Source organism: Rhizobium sp. YTUHZ045 (assembly GCF_051124255.1).
GTDB lineage: Bacteria > Pseudomonadota > Alphaproteobacteria > Rhizobiales > Rhizobiaceae > Rhizobium.
In genome coordinates this window covers 703,238-722,052 of record NZ_CP101432.1, presented here as the reverse complement: position 1 = coordinate 722,052, position 18,815 = coordinate 703,238, and the positions used below count along the sequence as shown (strand labels likewise).

The 18,815-nt window shown below is 60.7% G+C and carries 22 protein-coding genes and 2 pseudogenes; 8 read left to right on the top strand and 16 right to left on the bottom strand.

From position 1 onward, the window contains the following. Nucleotides 1-127 precede the first annotated feature (127 nt). Nucleotides 128-388 carry a DUF982 domain-containing protein gene (locus tag NMA58_RS03515; RefSeq protein ID WP_434712357.1) on the bottom strand — a complete coding sequence of 87 codons (261 nt, stop codon included), beginning with the start codon at nt 386-388 and terminating at the stop codon, nt 128-130. 161 nt (nt 389-549) lie between these two features. On the opposite strand from NMA58_RS03515, the pseudogene NMA58_RS03510 reads away from it, so the two are divergent. Together NMA58_RS03510 and NMA58_RS03505 are read left to right on the top strand one after the other, a co-directional pair. Beyond that, nucleotides 550-1,044: pseudogene (locus tag NMA58_RS03510) on the top strand (SDR family oxidoreductase); the annotation flags it as partial. A gap of 28 nt (nt 1,045-1,072) precedes the next feature. Continuing rightward, entirely contained in the window at nt 1,073-1,291 is a 219-nt protein-coding gene (locus tag NMA58_RS03505) for a tautomerase family protein (RefSeq protein WP_434712355.1), read from the top strand. 583 nt (nt 1,292-1,874) lie between these two features. On the opposite strand, the gene NMA58_RS03500 is transcribed toward NMA58_RS03505, so the two are convergent. Further along, entirely contained in the window at nt 1,875-2,042 is a 168-nt protein-coding gene (locus NMA58_RS03500) for a nucleotidyltransferase family protein (RefSeq protein ID WP_434712354.1), read from the bottom strand. A gap of 465 nt (nt 2,043-2,507) precedes the next feature. On the opposite strand from NMA58_RS03500, the gene NMA58_RS03495 reads away from it, so the two are divergent. Together NMA58_RS03495 and NMA58_RS03490 are read left to right on the top strand one after the other, a co-directional pair. Next, a complete protein-coding gene (locus NMA58_RS03495) occupies nt 2,508-3,602 on the top strand; it encodes a glycosyltransferase family 4 protein (protein ID WP_434712353.1) in 1,095 nt (364 codons plus the stop codon). A gap of 172 nt (nt 3,603-3,774) precedes the next feature. After that, nucleotides 3,775-4,041 carry a hypothetical protein gene (locus tag NMA58_RS03490; RefSeq protein WP_434712352.1) on the top strand — a complete coding sequence of 89 codons (267 nt, stop codon included), beginning with the start codon at nt 3,775-3,777 and terminating at the stop codon, nt 4,039-4,041. A 1,026-nt stretch (nt 4,042-5,067) separates the two neighbouring features. On the opposite strand, the gene NMA58_RS03485 is transcribed toward NMA58_RS03490, so the two are convergent. The 3 genes from NMA58_RS03485 to NMA58_RS03475 form a co-directional block, all read right to left on the bottom strand. After that, entirely contained in the window at nt 5,068-5,535 is a 468-nt protein-coding gene (locus tag NMA58_RS03485) for a DUF2269 family protein (protein ID WP_434712351.1), read from the bottom strand. Then, nucleotides 5,532-6,818, bottom strand: coding sequence for an SDR family oxidoreductase (locus NMA58_RS03480; protein WP_434713494.1), 1,287 nt, complete (start codon nt 6,816-6,818; stop codon nt 5,532-5,534). Before NMA58_RS03480 ends, NMA58_RS03485 begins: the two co-directional genes overlap by 4 nt. 321 nt (nt 6,819-7,139) lie before the next feature. Next, nucleotides 7,140-7,886, bottom strand: coding sequence for a glucose 1-dehydrogenase (locus tag NMA58_RS03475; RefSeq protein WP_221126907.1), 747 nt, complete (start codon nt 7,884-7,886; stop codon nt 7,140-7,142). 107 nt (nt 7,887-7,993) lie between these two features. On the opposite strand from NMA58_RS03475, the gene NMA58_RS03470 reads away from it, so the two are divergent. The 4 genes from NMA58_RS03470 (at nt 7,994) to NMA58_RS03455 (ending at nt 11,894) form a co-directional block, all read left to right on the top strand. Then, nucleotides 7,994-8,338, top strand: coding sequence for an ArsR/SmtB family transcription factor (locus tag NMA58_RS03470; protein WP_085777293.1), 345 nt, complete (start codon nt 7,994-7,996; stop codon nt 8,336-8,338). 964 nt (nt 8,339-9,302) lie between these two features. Next, the gene (locus tag NMA58_RS03465) at nt 9,303-9,605 is read left to right on the top strand and encodes a hypothetical protein (protein ID WP_434712349.1); all 303 of its coding nucleotides are present in this window, start codon (nt 9,303-9,305) and stop codon (nt 9,603-9,605) included. A gap of 146 nt (nt 9,606-9,751) precedes the next feature. Further along, entirely contained in the window at nt 9,752-10,435 is a 684-nt protein-coding gene (locus tag NMA58_RS03460) for a winged helix-turn-helix domain-containing protein (protein WP_434712348.1), read from the top strand. A 58-nt stretch (nt 10,436-10,493) separates the two neighbouring features. Beyond that, nucleotides 10,494-11,894 (top strand): sensor histidine kinase, encoded by a 1,401-nt coding sequence (locus NMA58_RS03455; protein ID WP_434712346.1) that lies wholly within the window; start codon nt 10,494-10,496, stop codon nt 11,892-11,894. Here NMA58_RS03455 and NMA58_RS03450 read toward each other — a convergent pair. The 11 genes and pseudogenes from NMA58_RS03450 to NMA58_RS03400 all read right to left on the bottom strand — a co-directional run bounded on the left by NMA58_RS03450 (nt 11,791) and on the right by NMA58_RS03400 (nt 18,764). Further along, complete coding sequence (locus NMA58_RS03450) at nt 11,791-12,687, bottom strand: glycosyltransferase family 25 protein (protein WP_434712344.1); 897 nt, start codon at nt 12,685-12,687, stop codon at nt 11,791-11,793. The genes NMA58_RS03455 and NMA58_RS03450 overlap by 104 nt on opposite strands. Nucleotides 12,688-12,984: 297 nt before the next feature. Then, the gene (locus NMA58_RS03445) at nt 12,985-13,392 is read right to left on the bottom strand and encodes a GFA family protein (RefSeq protein ID WP_430957231.1); all 408 of its coding nucleotides are present in this window, start codon (nt 13,390-13,392) and stop codon (nt 12,985-12,987) included. 453 nt (nt 13,393-13,845) lie between these two features. Continuing rightward, a complete protein-coding gene (locus NMA58_RS03440) occupies nt 13,846-14,979 on the bottom strand; it encodes a hypothetical protein (protein ID WP_434712343.1) in 1,134 nt (377 codons plus the stop codon). Nucleotides 14,980-15,036: 57 nt separating this feature from the next. After that, complete coding sequence (locus NMA58_RS03435; protein ID WP_434712342.1) at nt 15,037-15,663, bottom strand: hypothetical protein; 627 nt, start codon at nt 15,661-15,663, stop codon at nt 15,037-15,039. A gap of 597 nt (nt 15,664-16,260) precedes the next feature. Continuing rightward, on the bottom strand, nt 16,261-16,854 hold the full coding sequence (locus NMA58_RS03430) for a hypothetical protein (RefSeq protein WP_434712341.1): 594 nt from the start codon (nt 16,852-16,854) through the stop codon (nt 16,261-16,263). Between the two features lie 14 nt (nt 16,855-16,868). After that, nucleotides 16,869-17,078 (bottom strand): response regulator transcription factor, encoded by a 210-nt coding sequence (locus tag NMA58_RS03425; protein WP_097597546.1) that lies wholly within the window; start codon nt 17,076-17,078, stop codon nt 16,869-16,871. Continuing rightward, entirely contained in the window at nt 17,075-17,371 is a 297-nt protein-coding gene (locus tag NMA58_RS03420; RefSeq protein WP_434712340.1) for a GcrA family cell cycle regulator, read from the bottom strand. Before NMA58_RS03420 ends, NMA58_RS03425 begins: the two co-directional genes overlap by 4 nt. Continuing rightward, nucleotides 17,368-17,766 carry a hypothetical protein gene (locus tag NMA58_RS03415; RefSeq protein ID WP_434713493.1) on the bottom strand — a complete coding sequence of 133 codons (399 nt, stop codon included), beginning with the start codon at nt 17,764-17,766 and terminating at the stop codon, nt 17,368-17,370. The genes NMA58_RS03420 and NMA58_RS03415 overlap by 4 nt, the downstream gene beginning before the upstream one ends. Then, the gene (locus tag NMA58_RS03410) at nt 17,732-18,100 is read right to left on the bottom strand and encodes a hypothetical protein (RefSeq protein ID WP_434712339.1); all 369 of its coding nucleotides are present in this window, start codon (nt 18,098-18,100) and stop codon (nt 17,732-17,734) included. The genes NMA58_RS03415 and NMA58_RS03410 overlap by 35 nt, the downstream gene beginning before the upstream one ends. A gap of 40 nt (nt 18,101-18,140) precedes the next feature. Next, nucleotides 18,141-18,401, bottom strand: a pseudogene (locus tag NMA58_RS03405) (sigma-70 family RNA polymerase sigma factor); the annotation flags it as partial. A gap of 138 nt (nt 18,402-18,539) precedes the next feature. Continuing rightward, complete coding sequence (locus tag NMA58_RS03400; RefSeq protein WP_434712338.1) at nt 18,540-18,764, bottom strand: hypothetical protein; 225 nt, start codon at nt 18,762-18,764, stop codon at nt 18,540-18,542. Between the last annotated feature and the right edge of the window lie 51 nt (nt 18,765-18,815).

The following is an 18,815-nucleotide window of genomic DNA, read 5'->3' as shown; positions in this document are numbered from 1 at the left end:
CCGGCTTGACCGTGCCTGATCTCCTCAGCCGTCCCGAGAACGGCCGCCAGGCCGGCAGCAATCCAGCATGCAAGCGTCAACGTCCCCAAAAGTATCGCCCAGTGCGGTGCGTCGATTGAAAGCACGGTCATGCGAATACCCTCGCGGCGAGCGCCGCCTCCATGAACGCCCTGCGGGCTCCCTCGGCACTTCCACGGCGAGCGATGGCATCGACGCATCTGCGCTTGGCGATGCCGAACTCACGAGAATTGGTCGACGGCCAGCGATGGAGAAGCGCCGCAAGCGCCGCATCCGGGCCCTCAATGCGCTCACGCATGCCGTCGCCGATCCGGATGTATACCGGTGGCTTCCAAGTGAGATGGAAGTCGACGTCGATAACGTTTTCCATTGCAGACCTCATTGCCAGGCTTTCCCCGACAACCGGCTTCAGGTGTCCGGGTTCCCAAGCCGTAATGGTTGGTCCGTTATCGGACAGCTTGGAAGAGAGGATGGGAGAAGACGAACCGCTCGGAGGACATCATGAATCTGTTCAGCGCCGCCGACGAGCGCTTCGGCGGGACCGACATACTGGTCAACAATGCCGGCATCATAAAGCTGGCTCCGATTGCCGATATCGGCGACGCGAGTTTCGAGCAGCAGATCGCCACAAACTTCACAGGGACATTCCGCGCCGTTCGCGAAACAGCCCGTCGGCTCCACGATGGTGGGCGCATCATCAATTTTTCTTCCGTCGTCGGCGCTTACGGGCCGACTTACGGCGTCTATGCGGCAAGCAAAGCCGCCGTCGAGGCGATCACGCACGTCGGCTCGAAGGAGCTCGGCCGGCGCGGCATTACCGTCAATGCGGTGGCGCCCGGTCCCGTTGAGACCGAACTGTTCATGTCCGGCAAGCCCGACGAGCTGGTCCAGAGAATCGTCGGTACCATTCCGCTCGGGCGCCTGGGCCAACCGGATGACATTGCCTCAGTCGTTTCCTTCCTGGCCGGCCCGGAAGGCGGTTGGGTGAACGGTCAGGTGTTACGCGCCAATGGCGGCATGATCTGAAGCAGAACCCACAAGAAGGGAGATTCCAATGCCATTCATTAATATAAAGACACCTGAGGGCGCGCTTAGCCGCTCCCAGAAGGAAGAAATCGTGCACCGCGCCACCGACATGCTGGTGGAGTACTTCTCCGAGGCGGCACGGCCACACACAATGGTACTGATCGAGGAAGTGAAGGACGGCGGATACGGGCGTGCCGACGAGATTTTCATCCTTCCGGATGCCTATCGCGTCAAAGGAGACGGTTGATCCCGGAGTGCTCGGAGCTGGTGCGGAGGTTCCCCACCAGCTTGCATAACCAGGCAGAGAGCGCCGGTCTGGAGACGCGAGCAGCGTGATCTGCCACGCCATTTTCGCGCAGCGGGCGGTGTCCGGATTTATGAGGGGATGATCGCACCAGGGATACGGTGGCAGCAATCTAGTTGGCGGGCGGATTGGTTACTCTTGCAGGTTGCTCAGCAGGTTTCGACTGCCTCATGTTCTTATTGGTATGGTCCGCGACGAAGGAACAAACACAAGGCCCGGGGAGTTAATGCGGTAGTCGGGCGTAAGCGTAATCGGAGCGTGGCGCTCTCCCCATCCCTCGGGTGTCCGAGGTTGCTTCCAGCTTTCGAGCTGTGACGCGGGGTTCGAATCCCTGCCCCGACAGCCATATCCGCTCAATCGAACAAAGCCTGCGATTTCTCGTCAGGATACCTAACCTATAGCACTCCTTCTCTGAGGGATGCCTGATCACCTCGCCATCGAACTGCACCACTAACCTGCGGGTACAAGCTGGCTAAGCCCACGATCCCTCGAAACAAAGATAGCTGAAATCATGCAGTCTCCTCCATCAGTGATGGATGCTTCCCTCCGGCCACAGTGCTTTCACCCTCGCAGCCTTCTCCTCGTGAGTGTTTCTGTCATCCAATGCATAGTTCGGCACGACCCGGTTCGAAAACTTTTCATTTAGACCGAAGAAGGCCTCTATGTGCAAATGGTCGTCGTCCGCCAATCGCACGGCGACAGAATGCGTCTTTCGAGAATCGAAGGAGAGCTTCTTTCGATGGCGCTGGGATCGTTTTCCTCACAAGACGCCAGGATGCTACCTGTCTCGAGGTCCAAACGACTCGTTTGCGCGGCGCAACTTATCCGGGCGCTGACCACTAGCTCTGACTGTGCCTCAGGCTTTCTAATTAGCCCGGCGGTCGTATCAGCCGCCTTGCGGGCGGAAACGACGCCTCATGAAATTCGATGCGTTGAAGAGTTTGAAGGAGTTCACGGAGCGTCAAACCCATCTCGTTGATCCTCATCAGCCAAGGAACCGTCGCGGCGCCCCGATTCAACCTTTCAGACCAATTCGGCTAATGGAAAAGGATTACGGAACGCGGCGCATCAGTTCAGGTTAGATGATTGCGCGGCATCCCTCGGAGGATACGAGCTGGTACTAAACGTCAAATCTTTGCTCATTGGAGGAGGCTTTCCGATGAAGATCGCCCAGATCGCACCCCTTGCTGAAAGCGTCCCACCGAAGCTTTACGGCGGAACGGAGCGCATTGTCTCTTATCTGACAGACGAGCTGGTCCGTCAGGGCCACCAGGTAGCGCTTTTCGCCAGCGGCGACTCTGTTACTGACGCCAAACTGGTAGCGTGCTCGCGCATCGCCCTGCGTCTCAATCCTGCAGTCAGGGACCACGTGCCGCACCATATTGTCATGCTGGAGGAGGTACGCCGCCGGGCACACGAATTCGATGTCCTACACTTCCACATTGATCTGCTGCATTTCCCATTGATTATGGACTTCGCGGACCGAACCGTGACGACGCTGCACGGACGGTTGGATCTACCGGACCTTCGAACATTCTACCAAGCTTTCCCGGACATACCGCTGGTGTCGATCTCAAACAATCAGCGGCAGCCGATGCCGCCGGTCAACTGGGCAGGCACCGTTTACCATGGGCTCTCGGACGAGATTCTACCCTTCACCGCAAAGCCGAAAGGAAACTATCTTGCTTTCCTCGGGCGCATCTCGCCGGAGAAGCGACCCGATCGAGCCATACAGATTGCTGCTAAAGCAGGGATCCCCCTGAAGATCGCGGCGAAGATCGACAATGTCGACAAGCATTACTGGGAAACGGTGATCGAGCCTCTGGTGAAGAGCCATAGAAACGTGGAGTTCATCGGAGAGATCAACGAACATCAGAAGGCGGATTTTCTCGGAAATGCCGGTGCATTGCTCTTCCCGATCGACTGGCCAGAGCCCTTCGGAGTGGTGATGATCGAGTCAATGGCATGCGGAACCCCAGTCATTGCGTTCGGCTGCGGTTCCGTCCCGGAAGTGATTGACGTCGGTATTTCCGGTATAATCGTCGATACAGTCACCGAAGCCGTGGAAAACATCGACCGAGCGCTGCGCCTGGACCGCCGCAGAGTTCGCGCAACGTTCGAAAAGCGCTTTTCTGCAAAGCGCATGGCGCGCGATTATCTCGATATCTACCGAACTCTGCCAGGTGTACGTACCCATGGTGCACGCATGCGCCGTGCGACCAGGGCTGCTCTCGGGGTGCAGACCGCTGCATGATGGCGAAGATGGTGGCTGCGACACCGTTTGAAGATCAACTGATTACCGGCGCTATCGATCTCGGTTTCGATTTACGATTTGGGGTATCGCTGCATCAATATCTACTTCGGCAGCCAGTTGACCGTGGGCGTCCCAAATCTCGATTGCCTGCGGGAAGGATACCAGGAACAAGTTGCTGCGAAGGCTTCCTGAGGAGGTTTTTGAACATATCGCATCGGACCTGAAGCGTGTTGATCTTCCAGTCCGCCGCTCGCTTGTTGAACCTAATCGACCAATTGAGCACGTTTGTTTTATCGAGAGCGGTCTGGCTTCAATGGTGGCCGTGGCTTCGAACGGAATAGGCATTGAGGTGGGTCAGATTGGATACGAGGGGATGAGCGGATATCCGGTGGTGCTCGGCGTCTATCGGATGCCAAACCGCGCTTTCATGCAAATTTAAGGGGTCGGGCTAGACTGCCCACCAGCCGCTTCCTGCCGCTCTTGCGCGACGAAGCAACTCGTCTAATGTTTCTCCGCTACGTTCACACGCGGGAGCTGCAACTGGCTTACTCGGCTTTGGCGGCGGGCCCCATACAACATGCACCAGCGCCTCGCGAGATGGCTGCTCATGTGCCATGACCGTCTTCTTGTTGACGATATGCCTGTTACTCACGAGTTTTCGGCGTTGATGCTTGGCGTCAGGCTTTGCAGAGGGCCACTTCAGCATGATTCAATGCGCTCTGGGTTTGGAATACTTCGGACAGGATCATAACGCCTCACTCTCCTATGCTAAAGGGAGGGGGAACGCGACGGTTCAATCTGGCAGGATGTCTTGAGGCGTCGGGCCGTGCGGAGCGTCGCTTGGGAGCTGACCGGTAAATTGACTCCGCACGACCCAACAGTGGACCGTAAGAGGAAGGCATTACGCGAACTGGAACTAACTGGCTTTCTCCCGCGATCCGGTGAGTCAACCTCATTGTCCCAATGTGGTTCCGGTACGATGCCGGACACAAAAAAGCCCCGCCGAAACGGGGCAAGTCTGGACAACACGGATCGCACAGGAGGAACACCCGTGCTTTCCTGTTACTTCGACGAAAGAGGGGCTGGCTAGGTTCCGTTACGGCGTTGGAGAAAGTTGAACTCAGTTCGGCATCTGGCACAGTTAGTCGCATCAACGGACGGATTTGCTGGAGAGTGCAATCTGAGCATATTTCGACGGCGTCGGCGATGACGCCAAGTTCGTCAGCGGCGGTGGCGCTGGCCCGCCGAATGGGCGGCCGGTCTAAATTTTCCGGTCGGAAGGCGGCACAGAGATCGGAGAGGCAGGCCGAGGCGGGAGGTTGGTCGAAGAGCCGGAACTCCGGGGACTTTTCACCGGCTCGGTACAAATCGCAAACGAGAGTCAAACCCGAATTAAAACGGCTGGAATATTCAAGGTGCATCTCACCGCGATTGTCATAGTGAGCCTGCAACAAATGCACCCCGATTATCCAACCGGGCGGGTGATCATCAGCCAGAGAATTCCCAGCACCGCCGCGAAAGCCGGAAAGCCGAAATAAAACCAGGTCCAGAACAGCCGATGGTATCGCGCCGGCAGCGGCTCACCATTTGCAGCTGCTTCTTTCGCAATCTTGCGCATCTCCATCTGCATCCAAACGACCGGCAGCCAAAAAGCACCCGTGATGAGATAAAGAACGATCGACCAAACGATCCAGCGCTCCCAAAGGGAATAGCCGACATACCAGGCGAGCGCTATGCCGGTGACCGGCTGAGCGATCACGGCGGTTGTGGTGAAGACGAAATCCGCAAAGACAACGATCCGCGCGACGGCGGCCACGGTCGCTGCATGGCCGGTGCGATGCGCGACCAACATGAAAAAGGCGATGCCCGCGCCGGTGCCGAGGAGAACGGTGGCGCCGATGATATGCAGGAATTTCAGCACGAAATAGGTCATCGCTCCTCCAAGATTGCGAGAGCAACCAGGTGCAACACGAGGATCGGCCATATCTTTGTCAACGGGCCAAGCGGCTCATTCCATAACTCCGGCAATATCGCGGTGGCGGCCGCCGCATAGAAGAGTGACAGCAGGACAGCTGCGTAAAGGCCCCACCGCGCAGTGCGGCGTATGGCGATGGCGCATCCTATCGCGATGTCTGCAAGTGCCCCGGCAATAACGGTTGATGCGGCCAAACTACCTGCCCCGCCCCCCATCATCAGTTCGACACCCTGCTCGAAACCCGATGTCAGCGAGATTATTCCCGTCGATATCCAGAAGAGGGGCAGCAGCACAAAAGTGACGGGCTTCAGGAAGTAGAGTTTTGCAAACCAACGCTCCTGAACCGAAACAGGCCGACGCGCCAGAGCTTCGTCCAACGATGACGGCCGGATACCCGTAGCGGCTATCCATTCGCTGGGATCACCGACAGCGCCGCGCGCGATCTCCCTTGCGGCCGTGCTTCGAACCGGCGGCCGCCAGCCCAGCAATCCCGCAATATCGCCCAACCAATAGAGAAGGCTGGCGAGCGGGCGGGGCAGCAGATAACGCTTGGCCGGACGCCAGCCAAGCCATCTGCGGTATCGCGTCACAATCTCTTCAAACTCGAGCGCCTGCGGGCCGACGACTTCGAGCGAGATTTTCGACGGGGCCGTTTTGTCGAGCAGCCGAATGACGGTTTCGGCGACGTCTTCGAGCTGCACCACCTGAAGTTTCCCAGTCGATGGCATCACTGGCAGAAACGGCAGCGCCGCAAGTCCGCGAAATAACGCACTGGAGCCGAAGGCAGCATCACCAAGGATCACGGATGGACGCAGTATTACCCAGTCGAGATCCGTCTCCATTAAGGCCATGTCGCCGGAAAGTTTCGTCCGCGAGAACGTCGATGGCTGTTGCCGATCCACTCCAATTGCCGAGAAATGAATCACACGGCGCACGCCGGATTGCTCGCATGCGCGGAACAGCGCTCCCGGTCCCTGCGCGTGGACGCCCGCCATGTTGTGGGTCACTCCGTCCTGCAATGCCCCGGCGCAATTGACGACGGCGTCCATTCCCTCGAGATGATGCAGCCAGGCAGACGGCGCCACTGCTTTGGCCACATCGATTTCAACCCAACTGCCGGTGCTTTCAACCGGCCGTTTTCCAGGACGCACCACACGGATGATATCATGTCCGCATGCCGCTAGCCGGGCGCAGACGGCACTGCCAACAAGTCCTGTTGCGCCGGTAACAAGGATTTTCATATGGACGACCTTCGCATTCAAAAGCCCGAAACTGTGCGTGCAGGATTTCGTTCCAGCGCCCTTCGTGACAATGCCGGGATAACTTTTGAATTGCGTCGACCCAGCCATTCCGAGTGCTTGAGTTCCTGGATCGCGTCGGCTCAAGGCGGCGAGTTGGGTGGAAACGCACCCTCATTCTCCGTCATCCCAATGACGATGGCCATAGCCGAGGACGCCGGCGTGGGTCCTCGGGTCAAGCCCGAGGACGACGGAGGGGTGAACCTTCTGCCGACACAGTATGCGCGCGCCTCCATAAAGGCGCACGCACCGCCATCGCAAGCCTTAGCGGAAACCGCCGCTCGCGACCAGCCGTTCGCCGGTCAGCCAGCGGGCATCGTCGGAAGCGAGGAAGACGGCAACATCGGCGATATCGTCCGGCTGGCCGATGCGGCCGAGCGGCGTCTGGTCGGCCATGTTCTGTTCGAGATCGGAGCCGATGACGCCGGCCGTGTGGGTGCCCTCGGTCTCGACCATGCCCGGCAGAATGGCGTTGACGCGGATCTTGCGCGGGCCAAGCTCCTTGGCAAGCACGCTGTTGATGCCCTCGACGGCGCCCTTGGTGCCGGTGTAGACGGCAGTGGCCGGCAGCCCGATGCTGGTGACCACCGAGGAGATGTTGATGATGCTGCCGCCCTCGCCGAGATGCTTGGCCGCTGCCTGGGTGGTCAGGAGAACGCCGAGAACATTGACGTCGAACATGCGGCGATAGTGCTCCTCGGTCACCTCGCCGATCGGGGCGAATTCATAGACGCCTGAGTTGTTGACCAGCACGTCGAGCTTGCCGAATTCCTTGACCGCGGCATCGACCACGCCCTGCGCCTGTTCGGCCTTGGAAACATCGCCCTGCACCGCGATGGCCTTGCCGCCGGCCGCGCCGATCGCCTCGACCACGGCGTCGGCTCCGGCCTTGCTCGAGGCGTAATTCACCACCACTTCAGCACCTTCAGCCGCCATCGCTTTGGCAATCGCGGCGCCGATGCCCTTGGAGGCTCCCGTGACCACTGCGACCTTTCCTGTGAGCTTAGCCATTTCTTGTTCCTTCTGATCCGGATGGCCGCCGGAATTAGCGGCCTTGTTCCGTAGTTCAGAAATTCGGAACTGTTGATCTCGATGTCAAGTGGCCCTATATAAAATTCATGCGACCGATTTTTCACCCCGCCCTGGAGGACATAAAACCCGAGGCGATCCTCTATGCGCTCTCTGATCCGGAGCGCGTCGCGATCTTCGCCAAGCTCGCCGGCACCGCCTGCGGCGGCACCTGTTCAGCGCTCGCCGATCTCGGCGACCGCGTCATTCCGAAATCGTCGCTGTCGAACCATTTCAAGGTGCTGCGCGAATCCGGGCTGATCCGCAGCGAGCGCCAGGGGGTGGAGATGCGCAACCAGACCCGCTGCGCCGAGCTCGACGAGCGCTTTCCCGGGCTGGTCAGGGCGATTCTGACGGCTTATGGCCAGCTTCCCGAACAATTGAAGACGGGTTGACGGTCCTTGAATACCTTCGATGGGTGCTGCCGGTGCAGGCCTGGGTCCTCGGGTCAAGCCAGAGGACGACGGAGGGTGGGGAGGCGATTGCGGCAAAGCAGACCCCTGGCAAAACCAAGACATCGCGCTTTCTGATCTCACCGCCAAACTTCATCACTCACCGTTAGCCGACGCGCCATCCGCTGCGAATTTGGCAGAACGTACCTTCAAACTCCGTCATCCCGGCCTTGCGCCTCAGTCCCTGAGTCTGGGATCCATGCCCGGCTGATCGAGACTTGCCGACGCGTTATAAGGCTTTGGCAGAAACTTATAACGAAGTGAAATGAGGACTTCGCAGCCTATGCAATATGGAAGTCATGTTGCCCTCCTGAAGCCATTGTGATGTCGCTGCCATTGCCGGCCAACGGCTACGCAGCCCTGCCGGCGCGGCCTAAGGCGGTTGCCATTCGTCGTCGCGCAAAAAGTTAACGAGATCGCGCACTCGGCTTGCGTCACCCCGGGGCTTTGAGCCATGGGTCCCGGTTGCGTGTGCCCCTCACCCTAACCCTCTCCCCGTAGTGACGGGGAGAGGGGACGTGCCCTGCGAAAGGTCGGCGTGGGACGGAGAGCATGCGGCATATCCCCTTCTCCCCGTCAGAACGGGGAGAAGGTGCCGGCAGGCGGATGAGGGGCAACACGCATCGTCCGGCTTTTTTCACACCTCAGCGGACGCGACCGCGGCGCTGATGGCGTCTGCGAGTTCCCGCGCAATTTAGTTAGAACACAACCATACGTATTTGCCTTTGGTTTAAGTTCCGCTGTTAGTGATTGCGCATCGCGATCGGGTTGTGACACAGCCACCACGGGAAGGCCGCCTTTGCATGTTGCATCATTTCATTGCTAACCGATCCGCCAATTTCGGAATCATGGAGGCGGCACAGGGATGATCAGAGTTTGTTCGTTGGTCGTAGGGTGTCTGCTGGCCGTGTCCGGCGTGCTGTTCAGATCTTTCTGGTTGTCCGAATGGGGTGTGCCCAGCTTCATCTTCCTCGCGTGGCTCCTGGCCCTCGGCTTGGGGTGGGGAGCAAAGGACAAGCCGTACTCGATCCGCTTCGGGTTCATCTGCGCCAGCGGCATCGCGCTCGTCCTTCTGGCCACGGTCTACGTCCACCGCTATTTCGGCATCGCCCTGTTGCTCGCGCTCGTTTATCTTGGCGCCAAGACGAAATTCTTTGAACGCCAGTGGGGAGCCGCTCCGACCGGCCGGACGGGCAACCAGCAGCAATGAGCCCCTAGTTGCAGCGAGGCATCGTCACACTCGAGTCGAACTTCACGGTGGAGCACCCTGCCCGTCCTCCCTTACCAATCCGTAAGTTGCCGCCAGACTGTCGTCTCGGCTAGATCTGGCCACTCCAGGCATGTCGGGAGCGGCCGATGCGAATCCTGCTGATCGAGGACGATAGCAAGACGTCCGATTATATCGCCAAGGGCTTCTCCGAGGCCGGGCATGTCTGTGACGTCATCGGCGACGGCCGCGACGGGCTGTTTCAGGCGCAGCGCGAGGCCTATGACGTCATCGTCGTCGATCGCATGCTGCCGGGCCTCGACGGGCTGGCGATCGTGCGTTCCCTCAGGGCTGCCAAGGTCGGCACGCCGGCGCTGTTCCTGACCTCGATCGGCGGCGTCGACGATCGGGTCGAAGGGTTGGAGGCCGGCGGCGACGATTATCTCACCAAACCCTTCGCCTTCTCCGAGCTTCTGGCGCGCGTCAATGCGCTCGGCCGCCGCCCGCCGGTGCAGGAGCAGCGCACCGTCTTGAAGGTCGCCGATCTCGAGCTCGATCTGATCCGGCGGGAGGCGCGGCGCGCCGGCCAGGTGATCGAGCTGCAGCCGCGCGAATTCACCCTGCTCGAGGTGCTGATGCGCGGCGAAGGCCGGGTCATCACCAAGACGATGCTCTTGGAGCGGGTCTGGGATTTCCACTTCGACCCGAAGACCAGCGTCGTCGAGACCCATATCAGCCGCCTCAGGGCCAAGGTCGACAAGCCGTTCCAGGCTCAGCTGCTGCACACGATCCGCAACACCGGATACAGCCTGCATGCCCCTCGAACAGGATGATTTCAGGCCCATCGGCCTGAAAATCTCAAATCCTGTTCGCAATTTAAAGAGTAAGAGCATGATGCCGTCCGAAAACCGCGCACACTTTTCGGCATCATGCTCTAGCCTGCGCAGGAGCACGCCGTTTCGCCTGGCCGTCACCTTCGGCGTGCTCTTCGTCGTCGCCTTCGTCTTCAGCGGCGCGATCATCTATCACATGCTCAGCCTCGGCCTCGGCCGCGATGTCGACCAGTCGCTGAGCGAGCTGAATTCACTGATTGTCTCGACCTATCAGCCCGGCGACACCGAAGATCTGATCAACACGCTGAATAATTATGCAAGCTTCCAGTCGACCTCCGACGGGCTCTATTCGCTGACCGATGCCGGCGGGCGCAAGCTTGCCGGCAATTTCACAGCACCCCGCATCCCGAACGGCGTCTATACCGTCACCTCGGGCGATGTCGGGCTCAAGGGGCATGAACGCTACCGGATGCAGGTCTCGAAGATCGGCCCCTACAGCCTTGTCGTGGCCGAGAACTTCAACGATGCCGACGAGATGCTGCGGATCGTGCTGGTGAGCTTCGAATGGGCGGCCGCCATCGTCGTGGCGACGGCGATCGGCGGCGGCGTCTTTCTCGCCGTTCGCGCCCAGGCGAGACTGGACCGGGTCGCCAACACCATGAACGAGGTCTCCCACGGCGCGCTCGACGCCCGCATTCCGATCACCGGCAACGGCGACGATCTCGATACGGTGGCGATCCAGATCAATGCGGCGCTGGAGCGGCTGCAGCGATTGGTCGAGAGCATGCGGCAGGTGAGCGCCGATATCGCCCATGATCTGAAAACGCCTCTCAACAGGCTGCGCCTGACGCTCGATGCTGCCGCGGCCGAGAATGACCGGCAGGCGGATGTCTCGGCTCTGCTCGACGAAGCCAGAAACGAGAGCGACCGGATCAATCTCACCTTCGAGGCGCTGCTGCGCATTTCCCAGATCGAGGCCGGCGCCCGCAAGGAGCGTTTCCAGGCGACAGATCTCGACGCCGTGCTGAGCGTCATCTCCGAGGTCTATGGCGATGTCGCCGAAGATGCGGGGCAGTCGTTCCGGATCGCCGCGCGCGCTGCCGCCGTCATCTGGGGCGACCGCGATCTCCTGACGCAGTTGATCGCCAATCTGGTGGAGAACGCGATCAACCACTGCCCGGCCGGAACCGGCATCACGCTTTCGCTCCGCCGCCAGAAAGACCGCGTCGTCCTTCTCTCGGTCGCGGATACCGGCCCCGGCATACCCGCCGAGGAAAGGGAAAAAGTCTTCCGGCGCCTCTATCGGATCGACAAGAGCCGCACGACGCCGGGAAGCGGCCTCGGCCTCAGCCTCGTCAAGGCGATCGCCGAGCTGCATTCGGCCGAGATCTCCCTGGCGGAGAATCATCCCGGCCTCCGCGTTTCGATCGCCTTCCCATTGATGCCGGAGAAATCCTGAGCCGCCATGCCGCGAGCCTGATGAAGCGGGCAACAAAACGGCGGATTTCGGCCGCAGCGCGAAAGGGCAGCACGCTCCACGGCCTGCGGCGGCCGAGCCGGTAGGCCGAAAGCCCCGCCTGGATCTGCGAGCAGGGATCGGCCCTTTGGCTCACCGGCAGCGGATCGACGAAGCAGGCGCGCAGCCCCTCATCGAACTCCAGGTCGAAGGCGAGATCATAGGGCAGCCGCATCGGCAGCATCGCCCCAACAATCCAGCCCGCCGCCTTGCGGTTGATCAGATAGGCGCCGGAGCCCTTCTCGCGGGTCAGCGCGATGGCGAGCGAGCGGGCGGCGGTCAGCGGCTCAACCCGGTGCTTCCGCCCGGAATTGACCGTCGAGAGCCGCAGAATGTCCCACTGCGCCTCGTGCTGGAGGGCTGCCTCGAGCAGCTCGGCGAAATCATCGTCGAAGTCGAGGTCGTCTTCGAGAATGAGGGCGAATTCGGCATTGCTGCCGAGGAAGCGCCTGGCGCATACGACATGGCTGAGATAGCAGCCGATCTCGAAAAGGTTCGGCCGGCGGCCGTGCCGGCGGAGATAGGATCTCTCGTCGAAGTCGGGATGCGGCAGGCTCAGCCCCGCCCCGTCGACCGCCGCCACGCGCTCATAGGCAAGGCCGAAGCCTGACAGCAGCCGTTCCATCCGGAACCGGCGCAACGGCGCGCGGTCGAGATTGATGAGATAGGTATTCACCCGCAGGCTGACCGGATGAAAGGCCGGCATAAGGGCGGCAGGCGTGGCGCGCATATTCATGAGACTTGGCCTCGACTTGGCAATGACGGCGCCAAACCTGCACTGCCAATCTCACCGGGACTTCGCCTGAATCATACATTTTCGTAAGCTGCGCCATCGCCGGCCGAGCGATGCATTCTTACGGATTGGTATTGTCCCGGCAAAAAGCCCGTAAGAATGCCGCGCTACATCTCGCTTGCTGCACGCAATGGGTCACTTCCCTTCCCGCGATCATGACGACATCAATCACGCCTTCGATGACGACGGCGACCCATTGCGTGCCGCGCCGGAGTCAGAAACTCGCGTCGGCCGGAACCCCTAATTTCCGGCATGACGCTCGATCGAGTGGGCGAGGTCGATCCATTGAGGGCGATTGTCCCACCAATGAACGTGATCGGGCGCAGGAAAGGACGGATCGGCGAATGTGCCGGCCGCGATGACGACGGTGCCGGGGAAGTATGCGCCGGATCTGGAAAACCCGCCGCCACCGCAGATCCGGCAGAAGGCTTTCATCACATCCGGCACGGCTTCGCCCTGCGGAAACCATAGGGAATAGTCTCCCGAAACGATCCGGACATCTTCCTCACGGAACCATACATTGTGGGCGAGAGCGCTACCGGATGCGCGCTGGCAGCGCGTGCACGTGCAGACGTGATTGTGCACCGGATCGCCATCGACCTCCAGGCACAGGGCGCCGCAGTTGCACTTGGCATGAAAGACTGGCATTTGGCTCATTCCCTGTTCATCTCACGGCGGAGTGCCGTTGTTCAGATCGTTCTGACGCGCCTCGCATCCAAAATACTTCGTCGGTTCGGGAACAACGGGCTTCGCCGATCGTAAGGTCTGCGGGCCGTGCGGAGGTGCTTATAACACAGCCATGCACTTCGATACTCTGTGCGGCCCACTCCGGTCAAAGCCAGGCCCGCATTCTTGCCCACTTCTGATCCGCATCGCGATTGGAGCCGCACCCGCACCCTCGGTCATCCCAGGCCTTGAGCCTGGGATCCATGCCACATCTGATGAGGCCAAACGTGAATCCTCGGGTCAAGCCCGCCGCTCACAGCCGCGATGTCTCGACGCGCAACGCGAAGGCAATCGCGCGCCGGTGAGCCCCACGACGCGACCTGTTACAGAGCGATAAAGGACGCCCCCGGCCGGCCTTTATGATATCCCCGATCCCTAGTAGGGAGGGCTGAAGCCCCAGGCAGCAGGCTCGAGGTAATCACGGGGTGGCTGCATTTCATCCATACCCACCGGCCGGCGCGTCAGCGTCACTATTTTGAACCTCTCGCTGTCTCCCCAGCCAGACCAGTGGTCGTCAATCAGCGGTATGCCGTCCGAAGTCAAGCATTGTCTTAGACCCATATCAGCCATATTTGGTGTCCGGTCATACCATGCGCAGTCCTCGCCGAGCAGCTGATCCTGCTGTCTCATGTCGACCATCCCATAAATCTCGTCGAATCTCCTGAACTTCGGCGCGGGAATCGAGGAGGAGCGGACAGCTTCGAACATGCGCTCCCCCTTGGATGCGGAATATCGAAGCCCCTGGTCTTCAAGCTCGTTCCAGACGGTGATCAGGATCGATCCATCTCCACCGTCGCGCTGTCGGAGCCACCAGGGATAATGACGCAACAGCCTCTCTTTGGATCTGTGGCTAACCAGCTCCGCCTCGAAGTCTCCAGGATTTGGGGTGTAATCGTCGTAACGTGGCCAGGGCGCGAGCCAGGTGCCGGCTTCGAGAAGCTGCATAGGCGGTCGTACCACCGCTTCCGGCACAGGCCCGCGCCGCAGATCCGTCAGCCGCGTCTCGGACATGACCTCCCCGCTGGAGAAAAGGACTTTCGTCGCGATCTCTATTCCGTCCTCGGTCAGGCAAGTCATCCAATTGGGACGGGTCTCGTCCCTGTCCATGCGCCGGACGATCTGCCGCCAGCGACACTGCTCACCGCCGACGGTCTCGACCTCATCCGTTTCCCTGACTTTCGTGATGCCGTCATAGTCTTGAGATGGTTCGACCTGCCTGACCTGAAATGACAAGATTTCACCATTCCTCCTGGTTGCCCTCAGAACCACGTTCTTGAAGAAATGTCCGTAAGAAAGGTCCGTTTCTTCGTTTCGTTGCTCTTCAACACGTGTCCAGCCTTTGTGATGCTGGACGACCCGCTGGCGGTCCCCTTTGGCACTATGGCCGTCACGCACGATCATCTTTGCGGTATAGTCGGGCACATCAGGACTGGCGAAAAACGGAACCTCGCTCGCAAAGGCGGAACCGGCCGCAATCGTGATCACTGCGAAAACAATCAATCTGTACATGATACTCCTCAGCGGGAAGGCGCACACAACCAGTGGAATGACAGGCGCAGCGACATATCAGCCGCAGCTGAACTGCTCGAGCGAGGTCCCCGCCGGAACGAATCCGACCTCCTCGCCTCGTCCTCGGCCTTTTGTCGTCGCCACCAACCCAAACCTGCCAAGGTATTTGAGGCCGGCATAGTACCTCGACGCGGGTGGCGAGCCACGAATCTCTCCGCTCGCTTCGTTTGCTCGTACGTATTCGAAGAGGCGGGGCGCGCCGGGATCGATGCCCTCGTCGGCGGGGTCAGATCCAAAGAATGACAGGCGTTCTGCAAGCGGCGTCCGTTTTGGAATGCTGCCGTTATGACAAGTCGTCCAATAGGCATCTCGTTCCGGCTGGAAGAAATGCAGCCGGTAGCCGGTTCCGAAATAGTATGTCTTTCCGTCATCGCTGACATAGACAACCATCCCGGAATTATAGGGCTTTTTCCAAATCTTGGTCCACTCGCTCGATTGCGACGGCCAAACTGCGCCGAGCTTTTTAAGGGCAAATCGCTCTTCCATGCCCAGACCCCACGCCACGCTGTAGGTCAATTGATAGCCAGCAGGCTCAAGCCGAATGGTGGTCGACCGCACCATCGCCGCATGCCAGGCGGCGTAAACGAGACAGACTGCCCCGATCATCACCAAAACGTAGCGCATACTGCCCCTTGGAGTTCCTCATCTACTGCAATTTTTAGCTGCAGTCTCTCGTTTGTGGAACCACCAATTTTGGATGGCCGAATGGCACATCCCGGTTTGCCTGACGTAAACGCAGGCCGGTGTCGTTCCATTCGGCTTCGACCGCCACGTCCGGCGAAAACACCCGCCCCGACCTCCGTCATCCCAGGCCTTGAGCCTGGGATGCATGGCCACATCTGACGGAGCCAGCGTGGATCCTCGGGTCAAGCCCATTGCTGTCCGGTTCGGACCGCGGACTTGCCCCTCACCCTAACCCTCTCCCCGTAAACGGGGCGAGGGGACGTGCCCTGCGAGACTGCTTGGGGACGGAGCGGCTGCGGCTCAGTCCCTTCGCCCCGCGAGCGGGGAGAAGGTGGCGGCAGCCGGATGAGGGGCCGTGTTCACCGGTCTCCTGGGGATGTCGCCTGACATTGAATTTCCGCTCGTGTCTCGGTTGGAGGGAAGCGTCTGAAAGTAAAAAGAATCAACCCCATCCACCCAGTCCATATTTTAAAGCGGACAGCAGTGGGTCAAGCCCTGGAATGACGGAGGGTGGGGCATGCTCTCCGGCGGCCCCCATCACCCAGCCTTCGCCCTGCGCAGCGCGATCAAACCCCGCCGCAGCCACAGCAATTGCTGCGGCGGCATCTGGCGCAGGTGTTCGTAATCCATCACCGCGACGTTGTAGACGGTGCTGCGCACCTGCGGCCCGTCCTCGCAGCGCAGAAGGACGGCCTGCAGTTCCATCATGCGGTTGCTGGCCTTGCGGGCGCGGTCGGCGAGGCTCTCGGTCACCTCGCCTTCGTGGCCCTTGACGGCAAAGAGCGACTGGGCCCGCGGGCTCGGGGCCGGGATGCCGGTCGTCTTGTGGTAGCGGGCCATGACCTCGGCATAGTCGTCGCCGGCCTGGCGCTGTTCGTCTGATATCAGCCCGTCGAGGAACATGCGGCCGAGGGTATAACCGGCATAGGGGCTTCTGACCGTCTGGTCATCAACCGTCCTGCCGAAGCCGTGAATGCGCCGGCGCGCTGCCATCGCCACGCTGATATTCTCCTTCTCGGTTTCGAAGGGCTTGATCTTGCCGCAGGGGAAACGCTCGACATTGGCCTTGCGCGGCCGGCCGGCGCCCTTGTTAACCCGCTGTATCTTCACCTTGGTGGCCTTGCCGCCCATGCTGATTATCCTTCTTATCGAATGATGCCGTTTCGCAGTGCGGCGGCGACCAGGGCGGTCTCCTTGAACACGCCGAGTTTCGCCTTGGCATTGGCAATGTGAGTGTTGACGGTGATCGGCGAGATGCCGAGGATGGTGCCGATCTCGGCGGCGGTCTTGCCTTGCGCCATCCAACCGATGATCTCTCGCTCGCGCGGGGTCACGGCACTGGTCACGGCACTCATGGCGCCGGCCCGTCGATCGTCGGCACGCGCGGCATCGTCACCTCGGCGCCCGACAGCGTCACCCGCCGCACCCGGTCGGGATGGCTTATCGGTGCGGGCGCCTCGCCGGCGACCGCCAGCGTCTTGCGCGGGTCCTGCCTCGGCGGAAACCGGTCGCGGTTGCGATGCGCCATGTTGATGACGGTGTTCTTCTTCGAGCCGAAGAGTTCGGCGATTTGACGTGCCGACAACCCCTCCTGCCAGAGCTTCTGCGCCTTGACGATCTTGTCTTCCGTCCAGAACAAATCTCTCATCCCACTGCCTCCTGTGCGTCTCGTGCGGCCCTTGCGATGACCGGATTGTCGGGAAACATCTCAGCCAGCGCCCGCTTGGCGCTGAGGCTGCCGTTTGCCGCCTGTCTCAGAAGCCGCATCTTGTGGGCGGCCACCTTCGGCTGCGGCGGTTCGGGCGGCGCCTCGACGCGCGGGCGGCTTTGCGCTTCCATCACCGCCTGCTGCTGGCGGGCGATTTCGGCAAAGGTCGCAGCACTCGGGGCGAAGGCGCGGTTATGATCGCGGACCTTGCCTGACAGGAACAGCTTGGCGGCGCGCCAGACCGCCTCTGCCGGAATGCCGTCGATGGCGACGAGATAGGCGCGGATCTGCATATCGGGATCAATGCCGGCGGAGGCCGGAAAGCCCGAAAGCATCCCCGCTATGATCTTGACCGGAGAGGAAATCTCTTGCGGCATCGACCGTTGTCCTTCTGCCCGTGCTTGCATTGATCGACCCGGCTTCCCTCGCCTTTTCATTGAAATACCAATCGGATTTGATCGCCCGCCAGCCGCGCAGGATCTGCATCTCGGCGGCTTCGACCGGGTTGCCGGTCTTGAGATATTCCTTGAGCTGGATCCTCGCCGCATAGGCCGTCAGCGGCTTTTTCAGCGTGCGGCTGCGATGCTCGATGATTGCCGCCGCCAGCTCCTGCCCCAGCACGGGGCTGAGGATCTCCATGATGTCCTTGCTCATCTCTGCCTTTTCCATGTGATTGCTTTTCCGCTCGCGACGTGTTGCCGTCGTCATACCGCAGCCTCGGCCGCCCTCGGGCGAAGTTGACCAGGGCGCCCGGCCTTAAAGCGCGGCCGGGAAAGCGCCTGACATCGCGGCCGTCATGATCATGCTGGGCGGTGTCGCCCCTCTCGGCGCTGCGAAGACGGTGGATCTCGCTTTCCACCGCAGGCACCGGCACGCCGAGGATGGCTGCGATTTCGATATAATCCCGGCCGGAGCGGAAGAGCTCGAGGGCGTTCATGTGAGCGCCTTGATGCGCCGGGGCAGTGCTCATTCGTTTGATCTCTTTTCCATACGATCCGCGGCCGGGCCCTTCCCGCAAAGCGGGCGCCGGCGAGATTGTTTGTCTCAAATCTTGTGGAAGGTGCCGGCGTCGCCGAGGGAGCGCGGCGACGCCAGCTGCCGATAGCCTTCAGGGAGGAGTGAGGCTGCCGGATTTGCTGTTCGGCCGAGAGCCGGGCAAGACCGGCGTCTGCCGCATCTCTTCGGGCTCGGTCTGCCGGCCGCAATTCTCGCAATGGCGCTCGATCACCTCGGCGATCGACAGCGCCCTGCCGCAGCGTGGGCAGCCGGTGTAGCGGGCATTGTCAATGCCCGAAAGCCGGGGCCGGTTGTTGATGTAATCAGTGCTTGTCATGGGCATAAGGGTACGTAAAATACCTCGCACGTCAAGCGATTTAGGGGATTA

What these genes read in the sequence shown, in the direction of transcription:
- NMA58_RS03515 (WP_434712357.1), bottom strand. Translation starts at nt 388, where the DNA reads ATGGAAAACGTTATCGACGTCGACTTCCATCTCACTTGGAAGCCACCG.
- NMA58_RS03505 (WP_434712355.1), top strand. Translation starts at nt 1,073, where the DNA reads ATGCCATTCATTAATATAAAGACACCTGAGGGCGCGCTTAGCCGCTCC.
- NMA58_RS03495 (WP_434712353.1), top strand. Translation starts at nt 2,508, where the DNA reads ATGAAGATCGCCCAGATCGCACCCCTTGCTGAAAGCGTCCCACCGAAG.
- NMA58_RS03485 (WP_434712351.1), bottom strand. Translation starts at nt 5,535, where the DNA reads ATGACCTATTTCGTGCTGAAATTCCTGCATATCATCGGCGCCACCGTT.
- NMA58_RS03480 (WP_434713494.1), bottom strand. Translation starts at nt 6,818, where the DNA reads ATGAAAATCCTTGTTACCGGCGCAACAGGACTTGTTGGCAGTGCCGTC.
- NMA58_RS03475 (WP_221126907.1), bottom strand. Translation starts at nt 7,886, where the DNA reads ATGGCTAAGCTCACAGGAAAGGTCGCAGTGGTCACGGGAGCCTCCAAG.
- NMA58_RS03470 (WP_085777293.1), top strand. Translation starts at nt 7,994, where the DNA reads ATGCGACCGATTTTTCACCCCGCCCTGGAGGACATAAAACCCGAGGCG.
- NMA58_RS03460 (WP_434712348.1), top strand. Translation starts at nt 9,752, where the DNA reads ATGCGAATCCTGCTGATCGAGGACGATAGCAAGACGTCCGATTATATC.
- NMA58_RS03455 (WP_434712346.1), top strand. Translation starts at nt 10,494, where the DNA reads ATGATGCCGTCCGAAAACCGCGCACACTTTTCGGCATCATGCTCTAGC.
- NMA58_RS03450 (WP_434712344.1), bottom strand. Translation starts at nt 12,687, where the DNA reads ATGAATATGCGCGCCACGCCTGCCGCCCTTATGCCGGCCTTTCATCCG.
- NMA58_RS03445 (WP_430957231.1), bottom strand. Translation starts at nt 13,392, where the DNA reads ATGCCAGTCTTTCATGCCAAGTGCAACTGCGGCGCCCTGTGCCTGGAG.
- NMA58_RS03440 (WP_434712343.1), bottom strand. Translation starts at nt 14,979, where the DNA reads ATGTACAGATTGATTGTTTTCGCAGTGATCACGATTGCGGCCGGTTCC.
- NMA58_RS03435 (WP_434712342.1), bottom strand. Translation starts at nt 15,663, where the DNA reads ATGCGCTACGTTTTGGTGATGATCGGGGCAGTCTGTCTCGTTTACGCC.
- NMA58_RS03430 (WP_434712341.1), bottom strand. Translation starts at nt 16,854, where the DNA reads ATGGGCGGCAAGGCCACCAAGGTGAAGATACAGCGGGTTAACAAGGGC.
- NMA58_RS03425 (WP_097597546.1), bottom strand. Translation starts at nt 17,078, where the DNA reads ATGAGTGCCGTGACCAGTGCCGTGACCCCGCGCGAGCGAGAGATCATC.
- NMA58_RS03420 (WP_434712340.1), bottom strand. Translation starts at nt 17,371, where the DNA reads ATGAGAGATTTGTTCTGGACGGAAGACAAGATCGTCAAGGCGCAGAAG.
- NMA58_RS03415 (WP_434713493.1), bottom strand. Translation starts at nt 17,766, where the DNA reads ATGCTTTCGGGCTTTCCGGCCTCCGCCGGCATTGATCCCGATATGCAG.
- NMA58_RS03410 (WP_434712339.1), bottom strand. Translation starts at nt 18,100, where the DNA reads ATGGAAAAGGCAGAGATGAGCAAGGACATCATGGAGATCCTCAGCCCC.
- NMA58_RS03400 (WP_434712338.1), bottom strand. Translation starts at nt 18,764, where the DNA reads ATGACAAGCACTGATTACATCAACAACCGGCCCCGGCTTTCGGGCATT.